Raw genomic sequence first — 14,488 nt, 5'->3', positions numbered from 1 at the left:
CGGGAACGTTGCGGCCATCCTTCTTCGCATCGCTGCCGAGTTAGGCGCGCCGGCCCTTCAGGCGCAAGACGTAACCGATGACTTCGGCCACCGCCTGATAGTGTTCGACAGGAATTTCTTGGTCGATGTCGACCGTGGCGTAGAGCGCGCGCGCCAGCGGCGGGTTCTCGACGATCGGCACGCGATGCTCGCCGGCGACTTCGCGGATCTTCAGGGCCATGGTGTCGACACCTTTCGCCAGGCAGAGGGGCGCCGCCATGCCAGGCTCGTATTGCAGGGCGACGGCGAAGTGGGTCGGGTTGGTGATGATCACCGTCGCCTTCGGCACCGCGGCCATCATGCGCTTGCGCACGCGTTGGGCGCGGATCTGGCGCAGCTTCGCCTTGACCTCGGGATTGCCTTCGGAGTTCTTGAACTCCTCCTTGATTTCCTGCTTCGTCATCTTCTGGCGCTGGTACCAACTGAAGCGCTGCCAGGCGAAATCGCCGATGGCGACGATGGCGAAGAGGGCAAGCACCGCGCCCATCAGCTTAATGGCGAGCGAGAGTGTCGCCGGCATCAGGGAGGAGACGTTCATCTGCACGAAGGCTTCGAGCCGGTCGTGCTGGTTCCAGAGCGTGATCCAGACCACCGCGCCGATCAGCGCCGTCTTGGCGAGGCCCTTGGCGAAATTGACCCAGGCCTCCTTGCCGAACATGCGCTTGGCGCCCGCCATCGGGGAGATGCGGTCGAATTTCGGCATCAGCGGCTCGAAGGTCCACAGCGGCTTGTGCTGGAGCAGGGCGCCGGCGAGCCCGGCGCAGAGGATGAAGGCGAAGGGCAGGCCCAGCGCCATGAAGCCGGTCAGCACGCCCTGCCGTGTGACATGCATGAAGGCAGCGCCGTCCTGCGGCACCTGATGGGCGTTCATCAGGAAGGAGCGCAGCGAGAGCATGGCATCGCGCGCCGACCAGCCCGCGGCGACCAGCAACGCAAGCGTGAAGCCACAAAGCACGAAGAAGGTGCCGATCTCCTGCGATCGGGGGACGTCGCCCTTCTCGGTGGCCTCGTCCAGCTTTCGCTGGGTCGGGTCCTCTGTCCTGTCCTCGTTCTCGGTATCTTCGGCCATGGCGTGCTCAGCCCCCCGTGAACTGACGCAGGAAGGCGCCGAGATCGTTGAGGAAGACGCTCATCATCACCCCGACCACGACGAGCAGGACAAGCATGCCGCCGAGGATCGAGGCAGGCACGGCGAGGAAGAAGACCTGGAGCTGCGGCATCATCCGCGCCAGCACGCCGAGACCGAGATTGAAAAGGAGGCCGAAGACGAGGAAGGGCGCCGAGATCTGCACGGCGAGGGCGAAGCCGCGCGCTGCCGACTGCACGGCGAGCGTCAGGATATCCGGCATCTCGGGCACGCCGCCGGGCGGCAGCAGGCGGTAGCTCTCATGGATCGCCGCGATGGCGATGTGGTGCAGATCGGTCGTCAGGATCAGCGTGGTCCCGAGCATGGTCAGGAAGTTGCCGATCGACGGGTTCTGCAGGCCGCCGGTCGGATCGACCGTCATGGCGAAGCCGAGGCCCATCGTCTGGGCGACGAGCGTGCCGGCCGTCTGCAGACACGCCATCACCAGCCGGGCGCAGACGCCGATGATCAGGCCGATCAGCAGCTCGCCGATGAGCAGCGCGACGATACCGGAGACATCGGGCGGGATGCGCAGGGAAGGGCGGGCGACCGGCACGATCATCAGGGCGATGAAAAAGGCGAGCGACAGCCGCGATCGCGAAAAGATAAAGCGCTCGCCGATGCCGGGCATCAGCATGACGAGCGTGCCGACCCGCGCGAAGACGAGCACAAAAAGGGCGCTGATCTCGGGCAGGATCGCGATCTGCATCGTGCCGCAGGCACCTTTCCGCCAGCGCGGGTGCCGCGGGCCTGCGCCGGCAAAGGCCGGCTGCAGTCGCGACAGGCTCATCCGCCCGTGGCGATTCGGGCGGCGACTCGCCCCATATAACCCGCCAGCGCGTCACCCATGAACGGCAGAAACAGCATCAGCGCGGCGAAGACGGCAACGATCTTCGGGACGAAGACGAGTGTCTGTTCCTGGATCTGGGTCAGTGCTTGTACCAGCGAGACGGCGAGGCCGACGACGAGCGCGATCACCATCAGCGGCCCGCCGACCTTGAGGAAGACGACGATACCGTCGCGGGCGACGTCGAGAATGGCTCCGGAGGTCATGATCTTATCTCGATCCCTTGGCCGTCAGACCGGCATCCGCATGATTTCTTCATAGGCGGCGATAACGCGGTCGCGCACGGCGACCAGCGTCTCGATCGCAGCCTCGCTTTCTGCGACCGCAGTGACGACATTGACGATGTCGGCCCGGCCGCCGGCGACGGTGGCGGTCTGGGTATCGGCCTTGCGGCCTGCCTCGGCCGTGGCGTCCAGCGCCTTGCCCAGCAGGGCGGAGAAGTCCGGCCCGCCTGATTCCGTGCCGCTTGTGGCGAGCGGCTTGCGCATCAGATTGCCGGCGCCCACCCCCTGGATGGAGGCGTAGGCGCCCGCAGCGAAACCCGGAGTAGCCATGGCGGTTCAGTCCCCTTCTGGAGCCGCGCGGTTCAGGCGCGCAGGATATCGATGGTGCGCTGGATCATCCGGCGCGTCGAAGAGATCAGGTTGAGGTTGGCCTCGTAGCTGCGCTGGGCCTCGCGCATGTCGACCATCTCGACCAGCGAATTGACGTTGGGCATCTGCACGTCGCCCTTGGCGTCAGCTGCCGGATTGCCCGGCTCATGCTTGACCTTGAAGGCGCTCTGGTCCCGCTGGACCTTGCCGAGCGCGACCAGCTGCGCGTCGAGCTCGCGGTCGAAATGGCGCTGGAAGGTCGGGACCTTGCGACGATAGGGCTCGGCGCCGGCGCGCTCGGGGCCGGAATCGGCGTTGGCGATGTTCTCCGAGATGACGCGCATGCGGCCGGACTGGCTGCGCAGGCCCGAAGCGGCAACGGCGATGCTCTTGATCAGATCCATGATCAGCGCCCCATCCTTTAGCGTCCCTTGCCGATGGCGATCTTCATCAGGCCGAGACCCTTGCTGTAGAGCGAGGCGGCCAGCTGGTAGTCCGACTGGTTCTGCGCGACCTTGAGCATCTCGTCCTCGAGGTTCACCGCATTGCCGTTCGGGGTCGTCTCGAAGCGCGGGGCGCCGGTGCCGTCGAAGCCGCCATTGCCGGTGGACAGGCTCATATGGCCGGCGCTGGTGCGGGCGAGGGCCACGCCGGCGCGGGCGGGGTCGACGCTCGGCTGCTTCAGGTCGACCGGGCGGAAGCCCGGGCTGTCGGCATTGGCGACGTTCTCGGCCAGAATCTTCTGGCGCGACTGCTGGTACTGCATGCGCAGCTTCAGCGCCTGCATCAGGCCGCCGCCGATGCTCAAGCCGTCATTCGCCATGGCCCAGCCCCTCGCTGCACTGCCGGATACTAGGCAAATCCTGCCGGGCTCATGGTTAACAGCCGGTTAAGTCTGCGGCATTTCATGGGTCGCGTTAACCACGCGTTCACCATGTTTCCCGATGGTGAAAGCGTTATGCTATAGCTAAGGTGTTGAACCTCGTGCGGAACTTCGGCCGCCCGGGGCCGTCTTCGCAGATGAGGCAGACCTTGCAGAGCTTGTTCGGATTGGAACTCTCGACCGCACAGAAGGTGATCGTCGCCTCTGTCGTCATCCTTGTGCTTCTCGCCCTGCTCGGACTTTTCGTGCGGCAGATCCAGGGCGGGCGGTTGCGGCTGCGCGGCCAGGCCGGGGGGCGCCAGCGCCAGCCTCGCCTCGGTGTCGTCGACAGCTACGATCTCGACCGCCAGCGCCAGCTCGTTCTGATCAGGCGCGACAATGTCGAACACCTCGTCATGATCGGCGGTGCCTCCGACGTCGTGGTCGAAGCCAATATCATGCGCAGCGGTAGCCGCGCGGTCGCGCCGAACTACAATGAGACGGCGCTGCCCGACCGCCCGCTGCCGCCTTTCGAGACGCTGGTTCCGCCGGCCGAACCGCCTGCGCGCCCCGGCGACGAACTGCGCAGGACGCCTGCCGTCGCCGAGGCTCCCGACGTTCTGCCGCCGTTGCCGACGCGTTCGGGGCCGACGCATGGCGAGGTCGCCGCTGCTGCCGCCGCGAGCGCGGGAGTTGCAGCTGCGCTCGGCCTTGGTGGTGGCGAGACACAGCCGGCGCCGAAACCTGTCGTTCCGCCGGCGCCGCCAGCTCCGATTCCGCCCCTCACAACGGGCCCAGCCCCGAGTTTTGCACGCGAACATGCGCCGCCGCCGGCTGTCAGCGCGGGCGAGCTCGACGACATGACCCGCCAGCTCGAGGAGGCGCTGAAGCGCCCGTTCTCTGCGGTGCGCCCCGCCAATCTGCCGGGCGAAGCGGTGCAGGAAAGCGCTGCCCCGCCGGTGAAGCCGCCCGTGCCGCCGGTCAGGCCCTTCGAGAAGCCCGTTGCGGAAGCGCCGAAGCCGCCCGCCGAGCCGGTCGAGCCGCCACCGCCGCCACCGCCGCTTCCGCCGCCACCGGCGCCCGAGCCAAAGGTCGCGCTGAAGCCTGAACCGGCCCCGGTCCCGGCCGCGCCGCCGCGCCAGCCGGTGCTCCCGAGCGATGTCGAGGCGGAGCTTGCGGCCGCGCTGGGGCTGACGCCGGAGCGTACGGCTCCCAAGCCTGCCGCCGCCCCGGCGCCTGCTCCTGCGCCCGCCGTGAAGGCTCCCGAGCCGAAGCCGGTCGAGATGAAGGCGCCGGAGCCGCCGCCGGTTGCGCCTCCCAAGCCGAGCGAGCCCACGCCGGTGATCGACGAGGACGAGTTCGAGGAGGCTTTCGCGGCCGTCGCTAAGCCGGAGCCCGAGCGGGAGGCCAAGCCCGAGGCCGTGCCCGAGCCCGAGCCCGAGGTGAAGCCCAAGGCCGACAAGCCGGCTGAGCCCGAGACGAAGGAGCTCGATCCCTTCTCTGTCGATGCCATCGAGGCGGAATTCGCCCGCCTGCTCGGACGCGACCCCAAGGCGAAGTCCTGAACGATCTCGGTTGATGCCGCTGCCGGCGGCCATCAACAGGAATGTCGGCCCTCCGGTCCTGAGGCGCCGCGCACCGGTTGCGCGGCGCTTTGCCGTGACTAGCCTCGTGCGGTCCGATCGCGTGAGTCGGGCGTATCGGCAGCCGCGTGTGACACCGAGTTCCAGACCAGCGAGACGCTATCGTTTCGGGCGCGCCCTGCTGGCCGCCGCGCTGCTGCTCGCGCTGCAGGCGACACCGGCGCTGCCGCAGACATTGTCGCTCGATCTGGGGCAGGGTGGCGGCGTCGCCGAGCGGGCGCTGCAGCTCATCGCCGTCATCACGGTGCTGTCGCTGGCGCCTTCGATCCTGATCATGGTGACGTCGTTCACCCGGATCGTGGTGGTGCTGTCGCTGCTGCGCTCGGCGCTGGGCACGCAGACCGCGCCGCCCAATGCCGTGATCATCGGGCTTTCGCTGTTCCTCACCGGATTCGTCATGGCGCCGACGCTGCGGGAGGCCTACACCAACGCCGTGCAGCCGCTTGTCGCGGGGCAGATCCAGCCGCAGGAGGCCTATAACCGCGGCGTCGTGCCCTTCAAGACCTTCATGCTCAGGCATGTCCGCGAGAAGGATCTGGCGCTCTTCCTCGACATGTCGCAGGGGCCGCGCCCGCAGCAGCCGCAGGACGTCGGTGTCGAGGTGCTGGTTCCCGCCTTCATGATCTCGGAGCTGCGGCGTGCCTTCGAGATCGGCTTCCTGCTGTTCGTGCCCTTCCTGATCATCGACCTCGTGGTGGCCTCGATCCTGATGTCGGTGGGCATGATGATGCTGCCGCCGGTGACGGTGGCGCTGCCGTTCAAGCTGATCTTCTTCGTGCTGGTCGACGGCTGGGGGCTCGTCACCGGCTCGCTGGTGAAGAGCTACGGGGTCGGGGGCTGAGGAAGTCGCTCGTCATGCTCGGGCTTGACCCGGGCATCTCGTGACGCGTGGCCGCGGGAGCCTCGACCGGAAGGAGATTCTCGGGGTCTGCGCTCGCTTCGCCCGAGAATGACGGTGCGGCTCCCGTAAGCTTCAGCTCACCACGACCCGGCCGCGCTGGATGCGCAGGCTGAGCGAACCGTTCTTCAGTGCCAGGGCCTTCTCGCCGAAGACTTCCCGCCGCCAGCCCTTGAGTGCGGGCACATCGGAGAGCTCGTCCGAGGCAATGGCTTCGAGATCGTCGCTCGAGGCGATGATCTTCGGTGCGACGCGCTCGGCATCGGCCACCGCCTTGAGCAGCACCTTGAGCAAGTCGAGCACGGCGCCGTTGGCCGGCCGGCCGCGTTCGCGCTCCAGCCTGGGCAAGGTCTTTGGATCGATCGCGGCCGAGCGCTCGATCGCGGCGAGAACCTCGGCACCGTTGCGCGAGCGCTCGAAGCCGTTGGGGACCGAGCGCAACTCGGCAAGGGCTTCGACCGTGCGTGGGCCGCGTTGGACGATGTCCATCAGCGCGTCGTCCTTGAGAACGCGCTGACGCGGCACGTCACGGCCCTGAGCCTCACGCTCGCGCCAGGCGGCAACCTCCATCAGGATCGGCAGTTCGCGCGGCTTACGGACACGCCCCTTCAGCCGCTGCCAGGCATTCTCCGGCTTGACCTCGTAGGTCCCGGGCGAGGTCAGCACCGCCATTTCCTCGGCGACCCAGCTCTCGCGGCCGCTCGCATCGAGATCGGCCTTCAGCGCGAGATAGATCTGGCGCAGATAGGTGACATCCGATTCGGCATAGGCGAGCTGTGCTTCGGTGAGCGGGCGGCGCGACCAGTCGGTGAAGCGGGAGGACTTGTCGATGCGGGCCTTGGCGAGATCGTTGGCGAGCTGCTCGTAGCCGACCGAGTCGCCGTAGCCGCAGACCATGGCGGCGACCTGAGTATCGAAAAGCGGCGCCGGCAGCACGCGCCCGAGCAGCCAGACGATTTCCAGATCCTGCCGGGCGGCGTGGAAGACCTTCACCACGGACGCGTTGACCATCAGCCCGAAGAACGGGGCGAGGTCGAGATCGGGCGCCAGCGGATCAACCAGAACGGCCTCGTCCGGCGAGGCGAGCTGGATCAGGCAGAGCTTCGGATAATAGGTCGTCTCGCGCAGGAACTCGGTATCGACCGTCACGAAAGGGTGGGCGGCGAGGCGGTCGCAGGCGGCGGCGAGCTCGGCGGTATCAGTGATCAGATGCATGGCCTTCGGCTCTTAGCAGAGTCCGGGGCCGGATGTCGCGGCCGTTCTTGACATTTTAGGCGCGCGCGTGTGGTTAGCCCGCAAGCTGCGGCCGGCCCGATTTGGCCGGCTTCCATTGCCTTTCCGAAAGACAGTGCCGTGACCCTCCATCGCTACCGTTCCCACACCTGCGGCGCGCTCCGCGAGAGCGACATCGGTCAGACCGTTCGCCTCTCCGGCTGGTGCCACCGCATCCGCGACCATGGCGGCGTGCTCTTCATCGACCTGCGCGACCATTACGGCATGACGCAGGTAGTGGTGGATCCGGATTCGCCGGCCTTTGCGGATGCCGAGACGCTGCGCTCGGAATGGGTCGTGCGCATCGACGGCAAGGTCAAGCCCCGTCTCGCCGGCACCGAGAACGCCAACCTGCCGACCGGTGCGGTCGAGGTCTTCGCGACAGGCATCGAGGTGCTCGGTCCCTCGGCCGAATTGCCGCTGCCGGTCTTCGGCGATCTCGAATATCCCGAGGACACCCGCCTCAAGTACCGCTTCCTCGACCTGCGTCGCGAGAAGCTGCACAACAACATCATGCTGCGCACCAAGGTCATCGACTCGATGCGCCGCCGCATGAAGGATTCGGGCTTCTCGGAGTTCCAGACGCCGATCCTGACCGCGTCCTCGCCGGAAGGCGCGCGCGACTTCCTGGTGCCGAGCCGCCTGCATCCGGGCAAGTTCTACGCGCTGCCGCAGGCGCCGCAGCAGTACAAGCAGCTCCTGATGATGGCGGGCTTCGACCGCTATTTCCAGATCGCGCCCTGCTTCCGCGACGAGGATCCGCGCGCCGACCGCCTGCCGGGGGAGTTCTACCAGCTCGACGTCGAGATGAGCTTCGTCGAGCAGGAGGACGTGTTCGCGACGATGGAGCCGGTCATCACCGGTGTGTTCGAGGAATTCGCCGAGGGCCGCACCGTCCAGAAGAACTGGCCGCGCATCCCCTATGCCGAGGCAATCGCGAAATACGGCTCCGACAAGCCGGACCTGCGCAACCCGATCGAAATGCAGGACATCTCCGAGCATTTCCGGGGTTCGAGCTTCAAGGTCTTCGCCCGCATCCTGGAAGGCGAGAAGAACCGCGTCTGGGCGATCCCGGCTCCGGGCGGCGGTTCGCGCGCCTTCTGCGACCGGATGAACTCCTGGGCGCAGGGCGAAGGCCAGCCCGGCCTCGGCTACCTGATGGTCAAGGAAGACGGCGAGGGCCAAGGGCCAATCGCCAACAATATCGGGCCTGAGCGCGTCGCCGCGATCATCAAGCAGATGGGGCTGAAGGGCGGCGATGCCTGCTTCTTCGTCGCGGGCGATCCGGACAAGTTCTACAAGTTCGCCGGCAGCGCCCGGAACAAGGTCGGCCAGGAGCTCAACCTGATCGACGAGAACGTCTTCGCCTTCGCCTGGATCGTCGATTTCCCGATGTTCGAATACAACGAGGACGAGAAGAAGGTCGATTTCTCGCATAACCCCTTCTCGATGCCGCAGGGCGGCCTGAAGGCGCTGACCGAGGAAGACCCGCTTTCGCTCAAGGCCTTCCAGTACGACATCGCCTGCAACGGCTTCGAGCTGGCTTCCGGCGGCATCCGCAACCACCGCCCCGAGGCGATGGTGAAGGCCTTCGAGATCGCCGGCTATGGCGAGGAGACGGTGATCGAGCGCTTCGGCGGCATGTATCGCGCCTTCCAGTACGGCGCGCCGCCGCATGGCGGCATGGCGGCGGGCGTGGACCGCATCATCATGTTGCTGGCGCGCGCGACGAACCTGCGCGAGGTCGCGCTGTTCCCGATGAACCAGCAGGCGGTCGATCTGCTGATGGGCGCGCCGGCCGAGGCGACGCCGAAGCAGCTGCGCGAGGCGCATCTGCGCGTCAACCTGCCCGAGAAGAACGGCTGACCACCATGCCTTCGCTGCCTGCCGGGCGAGCCCTGTCGCTCGCCTGCCTTCTTGCGCTGCCGCTCGGTGCCTGCGTCGCCGGCGAAGCCGATACCAGCGCCGGGCGTGCCTCGGCGCTGGCCACGACCGTCTCGCGCGCGACGGCCTGCAAGGCGGCCAGGCCGCAGCGCGGCACGCTCGATCGCTTCCTCGCCGCGGAGAAGGCGCGCGGGGCGAGTGACGAACAGCTTGCCGCTGCCCGTTCTGCCTATGTCAGCGTGTCCGAGGCCGAGACCGTCAACCAGGGTATCCGCCCCGAGCCTTGCACGGTCGAGGAGCGGGGGCAGCTCAAGGAACGGATGGGCCGCATCCGCGGCGGGAACTTCGACGCCTCCTGAGCGGCTGCCGATTTCATGACCACTGCCAAGCTGTTCGCCGCGGGGCTGATGCTCCTCGGGATTGCCGGGTGCACCAGCGTGGCCGGCCCGCCGCCAGGCACCGTGGAGTATGCCGCCGCGACGGTCTCGCGCGCCTTTGATTGCGGCCTGCGCGTCGACCGCGGCCGCATCATCGCCCGGCTCGACCGGCAGGACCGCCAGCGCTTCATCGAGGCCAATGCCGGCTACGCGGTGAAATCCTACAAGGCGCCGCACCGCTGCGACACGGCGGAGCGCGAGCGCGTGCAAGGCGAGATCGGCGCGCTCGCCCGGCGCTAGATCGCCGTGCGTCATGCCGGACGCAGCGCGGCAACTAGCTCTTTGTGAAAGCATCGGATTCCTCCGAAAGCCGGATTCCGCTTTTCGGTCCGATGCTGTGAATTCGCTTGCGTCCCGCGCAGTGTCGAGGCCACAAGGCCGCAATGCCCGCCGCCGCCATCACCGCCATCGTCGTCAGCTACGACAGCGCCGAGGTTCTGCCCGCCTGCCTTGATGCGCTGGCGGCCGAGGGCGTGCCGGCGATCGTCGTCGACAATGCCAGCCAGGACGAAAGCCGCAGCGTCGCCGCGGCGAAGGGCGCAAGAGTGATCGCGAACGCCCGCAACGAGGGCTACGGACGCGGCAACAATATCGGTATCGCCGCGGCCGACACGCCGTATGTGCTGATCGTCAATCCCGATCTGGAACTACGCCCGGGCGCGGCCACAGCGCTGCTGGAAGCGGCCGGGCGCTATCCCGATGCCGGGATGCTGGCGCCGCGTATCATCGAGCCTTCCGGCCGGGTCTTCCTGCAGCCACGTTCGCTGCTCTCGCCTGATCATCTCAACCGCAGCGGTGGCATGGTCGTGCCGGAAGGCGACGCCTGCCTGCCCTTCCTCTCCGGCGCCTGCCTGCTGATCCGGCGCGAGCTGTTCGTCGCGCTGGGCGGCTTCGACCCGGCGATCTTCCTGTTCTACGAGGATGACGACCTGTGCCGGCGCATGCGCGATGCCGGCCATGCGCTGATCCATGTCCATCGCGCCGAGGCGCGGCATGGCCGCGGTCGCTCGAGTGCGCCATCGCCGCAGCGCCGGTTCAAGGCGCGCTGGCATCTGGCGTGGTCAGAAGGCTATATCGCCCGCAAATACCGCCTGCCGGAGCCGGGCCCGATCCGCACGCTGGAGAATTTCGGCAAGGCGATCGGCTACGGCCTTCTGCTCAACCGCGAGAAGATGAGCGCCCATGCCGGCTCGGTCGCGGGGGCGCGGGCCTGGCGTCGCGGCAGGACGGCGCTGGCGCATGAGGGGCTGGAGGTTTCGCCATGATCGGGCGTGCGCCGCGGGTCGCGAAAGCGCTCGCCAATCCGCACAACAATTTCGGCGTGCTGCGCCTGGTCATGGCCGTGGCCGTGGTGATCTCGCACGCCTTCAGCGTCACCGACGGGCGGCTCGAGCAGGAGCCCTGGTTCGCGACGACGGGCTTCACGCTGGGCGAGCATGCCGTCAATGGCTTCTTCGCGATCTCCGGCTTCCTCGTCACGATGAGCTTCCTGCGACGTGGCTGGCGCGACTATGTGCTGGCGCGGGTGCTGCGCATCGCGCCCGGCCTGATTGCGGCGACGCTGATCGTGGCCCTCGTGCTCGGCGCGCTGATGACGAACCTCGACCGGGCGGCGTATTTCAGCGATCCGCGGCTGTGGCGCTTCATCAGCGCGACGCTGACCAGCTTCAAGAGCGCCGCCGCCCTGCCGGGCGTGTTCGAGGGCAATCCGCTGCAATTCCCGATGGGGACGGTCTGGACGCTGAAATACGAGACGCTCTGCTATCTCGGCGTTCTGGTCGCGGGCCTAGCCGGCCTGCTCGCCAGGCCGCGGCTGGCCCTGGCCGCGCTTGCTGGCCTCACCCTGGCGGTGGTCCTGCGCGAGGTGCTGATGCCCCACGGACCGAAGGGCACGGAGACGGCCCTTCGCCTGCCGCTGATCTTCCTCGCCGGCGGCGTCATCTATCTCTATCGCGAGCGGGTGACGCTCTCGCTGCCGCTGCTGGCGCTCGCGCTTCTCGCGATGGTGCCGCTCGCTTACACGCCGTTCTACAAGGCGGCGCTTTATCTCGTCACGGCCTGGGGCGTTCTCGTGATCGCGCTCGCCCCGGCGTTGACGCGCCGCTCGGTCGAGCCGCCGGCAGACCTGTCCTACGGCGTCTATCTCTATGGCTGGCCGGTGCAGCAGGCTCTGCACGCGCTGTTTCCGGCCCTTGGCGCGGTTGCGCTGCTCTGGCCCTCGATGGTTGCGACCTTCGTGATCGCGGCCTTGTCCTGGTTCCTGGTCGAGAAGCCGGCGCTCAACCTCAAGCGCCGGTTGCTGCGCGCGTCCTGACCGCGGCGACGAACTCCCCGATCCGCTCGCTCATGAGGAGCGGAAGGAGGGGGGCTAGCCGTTCGCGCGGAAGCTCCCACCAGCGGCTCTCGAGAAGTGCCGCGACAGTTGCCTCGTCGAAGCGCAGCCTGACGACGCGGGCCGGATTGCCCGCGACGATCGCATAGGGCGGTACGTCGCGCGTCACGACGGCCCGGGCCGCCACCACGGCGCCATGGCCAATGCAGAGGCCGGACAGGATCATGCATTGCGAGCCGAGCCAGACATCGTGGCCGATGACGACGTCGCCACGCGTGGTGTCGTGGCCGCTCACGCCCGCCGTCTCCGGCCAGAGGCGAGGCAGGGCGGGGAAGGGGTAGGTCGTCGCCCAGTCGAGCCGATGATTGCCGCCCAGCAGGATCTCGACGCCGTCGGCGATCGAGCCGTAGCGGCCGATGGCGAGCCTCGCCCCGTTTTCGGGGAAGCGCACCTTCGGCCGGCCGTAGGTATAGGGGCCGAAGACGAATTGCCCCGGCCGCCGTGCGAGGAGATGCGCCAGATGCAGCCGGGTCTGGTTGTTCGGGTTGAGCCGTTTGCGCAGCCAGCCGCGCGGGACGGCGGGCAGCCCTGCCCACCATCCTTGCAGGCGCGAAGGGCGCCAGTCGCGATCCTCGGTAGCGATGACGCCCTCCAGATCAGAGGGCATCGGCCTTCAGGTCGATCTTGTCGAAGATTTCCGTCGGCTCGGTCATGGTGATGACGTCGGCGAGGCCGAGGCCGGTCTGCGACTTGGCGCTGGCCTGGACGTTGAGCGTGCCGGGCTTGGCGACGAAGCGCGAGACCGCCGCGGTCAGCGTCTTGGCGGCGTCGGAGGGGCCGAGGATCGCGGCAAGGCCGAGGCTTGCGATCATCGCATACTGCTGGCGGACTTCCTCGACCTTGCGCTTCGACTTGCGGGCCTCGTTCTCGATCATCTTCTCGACCAGGCCGAAATTCTGCAGCTTGACCTGCAGATTGCGCGCGGTGGCGCCGAGCGCGGCGACCTGGGCGAGGGCGAGATCGCTGGAGAACAGGTCCTTCGTGACGTTGCCGAGCGTGCCGGAGGCGTCAAGCTGGACGAGGCCGGCGCTGCCCAGCGACAGGCTGCGGATGGCAAGCTCGTTCTTCGCCGCCTCCCAGGCCAGGTCGAGCTTGGCCGAAAGATCGAGCGAGCGGATGCCCATCGCGATCATGTCCTTGGCGGCCGGGTTGCCGGCCGTGTCGACGATCGGGGTCACCAGCTTGTCGATGGTCAGCGCGAGGCTGGTCGGGATGCCGTTGAGCTGCTCGCCGGCCTTGAGCTCGAAGGTGCCGAGCGCGATCTTGATCGCGTCCTTGCCGGTGATGGCCGGCGGCGCGTCGATCGAGATCCCGGCGAGACGCACCGTGCCGATGGTCGGGATGAAGCGGCGGAAGTCGAGCTCTTCGATCGGCTTGTCAGGCTCCGTCAGCGCTGCGCGCAGCTCGCGGAAGACCGGCGCGAAGGAGAAGCCGGAATAGCTGATCGTGTCGATGCCGCCCTTGGCGGGGCCGGAGCTGAAGCGGAAACCTTCGAGAGCGAAGCCCGACTTGGCCGGCGTATTCTCGCCAAAGGCCATGCGGGCGATCTTGATGTCGACGGCATCCGGCTTGGTGTCCGACTGCGGCGGAGCAGAAACGGTCATGGCGAAGTCGCGGGCCTCGCCGCTACCATATTCGAACATATCGAAGAGCGAGAGCATGGACAGACCGAGTCGCTTCTCGGCGTCGCTCTTCTGCGCGGATTTCTCCTCGCTCTGCTCGGCCTTGCCGTCCTTCTTGCCGGCCTCTTTCTTCTCGACCTCCTCGGAGGCGGCGGCGAGCTGGTTGACGACGTCGAGCAGTGGCTCGGGGCCGACCTTGGCGGCGAAACCGCGCGCAGTGGTCTTGCCCAGCGACGCCTTGCCGGCCTTGCCCATGTCAAGGGTGTAGCCGTCCTGCTCGAAGCTGCCGATCAGCGGCAACATCTTCTCCTCGACGCCCGGCGCAACCTTCTCGGTCAGCACCCGCGCGCTCTGGCGCAGGTCGAAGGCGTCGAAGGCGGTGCGCTTCAGCTCGCCCTTGATCGGGCCGGTGGCGCCACCGTCGCCGACGATCGTTCCGCTGGCGGATTCACCGTGGCCGATCCTGCCTTCGCGGATGTCGGTGAGGCGGATGTCGCGATAGGTCGTCGTCTGCTTCTGATCGCCGAAATTCTGCACCATGGTCAGCTCGGGTGCGCTGATCTCGGTCGCATTCAGCCGGCCCGCGCGCGCCGCCGCCGAATCACCGGCGGTGCTGGTGAACAGGGCGAGGAAGGCATCCTTCTCCAGCGTAGAGCCTTTGACGGTGATCTTCGGCGCATTGATCACCATCCGGCCGAGATCGATCTTGACGTTGTCGATCTGGAAATCGGCGGCCCAGACGGGAGACGCAAAGGCGATGAGGACGGCCGTCAAGGCCGTGCCGGTGAGATGCGTCGGCCGACGAAGGCGCGCGATCGACATAAGGGACTCCTGCTTCATTGGCCGGGCGAAACTGCCGCGAGCGGATAGCGA

16 protein-coding genes are annotated in these 14,488 nt (G+C 67.5%); 7 read left to right on the top strand and 9 right to left on the bottom strand.

Going from position 1 to position 14,488, the window contains the following annotated elements; genetic code table 11:
- Window positions 1-40: 40 nt before the first annotated feature.
- From flhB to flgB, 6 genes are all read right to left on the bottom strand, one after another.
- The gene (flhB, locus tag AC1DIN_RS01175) at window positions 41-1,108 is read right to left on the bottom strand and encodes a flagellar biosynthesis protein FlhB (protein ID WP_476808379.1); all 1,068 of its coding nucleotides are present in this window, start codon (window positions 1,106-1,108) and stop codon (window positions 41-43) included.
- 7 nt (window positions 1,109-1,115) lie between these two features.
- Complete coding sequence (fliR, locus tag AC1DIN_RS01170) at window positions 1,116-1,874, bottom strand: flagellar biosynthetic protein FliR (protein WP_441470023.1); 759 nt, start codon at window positions 1,872-1,874, stop codon at window positions 1,116-1,118.
- Window positions 1,875-1,951: 77 nt separating this feature from the next.
- Window positions 1,952-2,218, bottom strand: a complete 267-nt coding sequence (fliQ, locus tag AC1DIN_RS01165) for a flagellar biosynthesis protein FliQ (RefSeq protein ID WP_441469538.1) — start codon at window positions 2,216-2,218, stop codon at window positions 1,952-1,954.
- Between the two features lie 24 nt (window positions 2,219-2,242).
- Window positions 2,243-2,566, bottom strand: a complete 324-nt coding sequence (gene fliE, locus AC1DIN_RS01160) for a flagellar hook-basal body complex protein FliE (protein WP_441469537.1) — start codon at window positions 2,564-2,566, stop codon at window positions 2,243-2,245.
- Between the two features lie 32 nt (window positions 2,567-2,598).
- Entirely contained in the window at window positions 2,599-3,009 is a 411-nt protein-coding gene (gene flgC, locus AC1DIN_RS01155) for a flagellar basal body rod protein FlgC (protein WP_400508392.1), read from the bottom strand.
- Between the two features lie 17 nt (window positions 3,010-3,026).
- Entirely contained in the window at window positions 3,027-3,428 is a 402-nt protein-coding gene (flgB, locus tag AC1DIN_RS01150) for a flagellar basal body rod protein FlgB (protein ID WP_441469536.1), read from the bottom strand.
- 209 nt (window positions 3,429-3,637) lie between these two features.
- Between flgB and AC1DIN_RS01145 the strand changes: the two genes are divergently transcribed.
- The gene (locus AC1DIN_RS01145; RefSeq protein WP_476808378.1) at window positions 3,638-5,032 is read left to right on the top strand and encodes a hypothetical protein; all 1,395 of its coding nucleotides are present in this window, start codon (window positions 3,638-3,640) and stop codon (window positions 5,030-5,032) included.
- A 148-nt stretch (window positions 5,033-5,180) separates the two neighbouring features.
- Window positions 5,181-5,951, top strand: coding sequence for a flagellar type III secretion system pore protein FliP (gene fliP / locus AC1DIN_RS01140; RefSeq protein ID WP_476808377.1), 771 nt, complete (start codon window positions 5,181-5,183; stop codon window positions 5,949-5,951).
- A gap of 132 nt (window positions 5,952-6,083) precedes the next feature.
- Here fliP and rnd read toward each other — a convergent pair whose 3' ends face one another.
- On the bottom strand, window positions 6,084-7,223 hold the full coding sequence (gene rnd, locus AC1DIN_RS01135) for a ribonuclease D (protein WP_441469533.1): 1,140 nt from the start codon (window positions 7,221-7,223) through the stop codon (window positions 6,084-6,086).
- A gap of 138 nt (window positions 7,224-7,361) precedes the next feature.
- Between rnd and aspS the strand changes: the two genes are divergently transcribed.
- The 5 genes from aspS to AC1DIN_RS01110 all read left to right on the top strand — a co-directional run bounded on the left by aspS (window position 7,362) and on the right by AC1DIN_RS01110 (window position 11,915).
- Window positions 7,362-9,146, top strand: a complete 1,785-nt coding sequence (gene aspS / locus AC1DIN_RS01130) for an aspartate--tRNA ligase (RefSeq protein ID WP_476808376.1) — start codon at window positions 7,362-7,364, stop codon at window positions 9,144-9,146.
- Between the two features lie 5 nt (window positions 9,147-9,151).
- Window positions 9,152-9,523: a hypothetical protein gene (locus tag AC1DIN_RS01125; RefSeq protein WP_476808375.1), complete on the top strand. Its 372-nt coding sequence runs from the start codon at window positions 9,152-9,154 to the stop codon at window positions 9,521-9,523.
- Between the two features lie 15 nt (window positions 9,524-9,538).
- Complete coding sequence (locus AC1DIN_RS01120; protein WP_476808374.1) at window positions 9,539-9,841, top strand: hypothetical protein; 303 nt, start codon at window positions 9,539-9,541, stop codon at window positions 9,839-9,841.
- Window positions 9,842-9,984: 143 nt separating this feature from the next.
- The gene (locus AC1DIN_RS01115; protein WP_441469529.1) at window positions 9,985-10,866 is read left to right on the top strand and encodes a glycosyltransferase family 2 protein; all 882 of its coding nucleotides are present in this window, start codon (window positions 9,985-9,987) and stop codon (window positions 10,864-10,866) included.
- The gene (locus AC1DIN_RS01110) at window positions 10,863-11,915 is read left to right on the top strand and encodes an acyltransferase family protein (protein ID WP_476808373.1); all 1,053 of its coding nucleotides are present in this window, start codon (window positions 10,863-10,865) and stop codon (window positions 11,913-11,915) included. The genes AC1DIN_RS01115 and AC1DIN_RS01110 overlap by 4 nt, the downstream gene beginning before the upstream one ends.
- Here AC1DIN_RS01110 and AC1DIN_RS01105 read toward each other — a convergent pair.
- Together AC1DIN_RS01105 and AC1DIN_RS01100 are read right to left on the bottom strand one after the other, a co-directional pair.
- Window positions 11,887-12,600, bottom strand: a complete 714-nt coding sequence (locus AC1DIN_RS01105) for a CatB-related O-acetyltransferase (protein ID WP_476808372.1) — start codon at window positions 12,598-12,600, stop codon at window positions 11,887-11,889. The genes AC1DIN_RS01110 and AC1DIN_RS01105 overlap by 29 nt on opposite strands.
- The gene (locus AC1DIN_RS01100; protein ID WP_476808371.1) at window positions 12,590-14,437 is read right to left on the bottom strand and encodes a hypothetical protein; all 1,848 of its coding nucleotides are present in this window, start codon (window positions 14,435-14,437) and stop codon (window positions 12,590-12,592) included. Before AC1DIN_RS01100 ends, AC1DIN_RS01105 begins: the two co-directional genes overlap by 11 nt.
- Window positions 14,438-14,488 lie beyond the last annotated feature (51 nt).

It is taken from the genome of Allobosea sp. 05T438 (assembly GCF_056396025.1).
Note: the sequence above shows the minus strand (reverse complement) of the source record. Positions and strands in the feature narration are given on the sequence as shown.

Excerpts from the sequence above, each read along its gene's own strand:
- rnd (WP_441469533.1), bottom strand. The coding sequence starts at position 7,223 with ATGCATCTGATCACTGATACCGCCGAGCTCGCCGCCGCCTGCGACCGC.
- flhB (WP_476808379.1), bottom strand. The coding sequence starts at position 1,108 with ATGGCCGAAGATACCGAGAACGAGGACAGGACAGAGGACCCGACCCAG.
- fliR (WP_441470023.1), bottom strand. The coding sequence starts at position 1,874 with ATGCAGATCGCGATCCTGCCCGAGATCAGCGCCCTTTTTGTGCTCGTC.
- AC1DIN_RS01110 (WP_476808373.1), top strand. The coding sequence starts at position 10,863 with ATGATCGGGCGTGCGCCGCGGGTCGCGAAAGCGCTCGCCAATCCGCAC.
- fliE (WP_441469537.1), bottom strand. The coding sequence starts at position 2,566 with ATGGCTACTCCGGGTTTCGCTGCGGGCGCCTACGCCTCCATCCAGGGG.
- AC1DIN_RS01125 (WP_476808375.1), top strand. The coding sequence starts at position 9,152 with ATGCCTTCGCTGCCTGCCGGGCGAGCCCTGTCGCTCGCCTGCCTTCTT.
- AC1DIN_RS01105 (WP_476808372.1), bottom strand. The coding sequence starts at position 12,600 with ATGCCCTCTGATCTGGAGGGCGTCATCGCTACCGAGGATCGCGACTGG.
- AC1DIN_RS01115 (WP_441469529.1), top strand. The coding sequence starts at position 9,985 with ATGCCCGCCGCCGCCATCACCGCCATCGTCGTCAGCTACGACAGCGCC.
- flgC (WP_400508392.1), bottom strand. The coding sequence starts at position 3,009 with ATGGATCTGATCAAGAGCATCGCCGTTGCCGCTTCGGGCCTGCGCAGC.
- flgB (WP_441469536.1), bottom strand. The coding sequence starts at position 3,428 with ATGGCGAATGACGGCTTGAGCATCGGCGGCGGCCTGATGCAGGCGCTG.
- fliQ (WP_441469538.1), bottom strand. The coding sequence starts at position 2,218 with ATGACCTCCGGAGCCATTCTCGACGTCGCCCGCGACGGTATCGTCGTC.
- AC1DIN_RS01120 (WP_476808374.1), top strand. The coding sequence starts at position 9,539 with ATGACCACTGCCAAGCTGTTCGCCGCGGGGCTGATGCTCCTCGGGATT.
- AC1DIN_RS01100 (WP_476808371.1), bottom strand. The coding sequence starts at position 14,437 with ATGTCGATCGCGCGCCTTCGTCGGCCGACGCATCTCACCGGCACGGCC.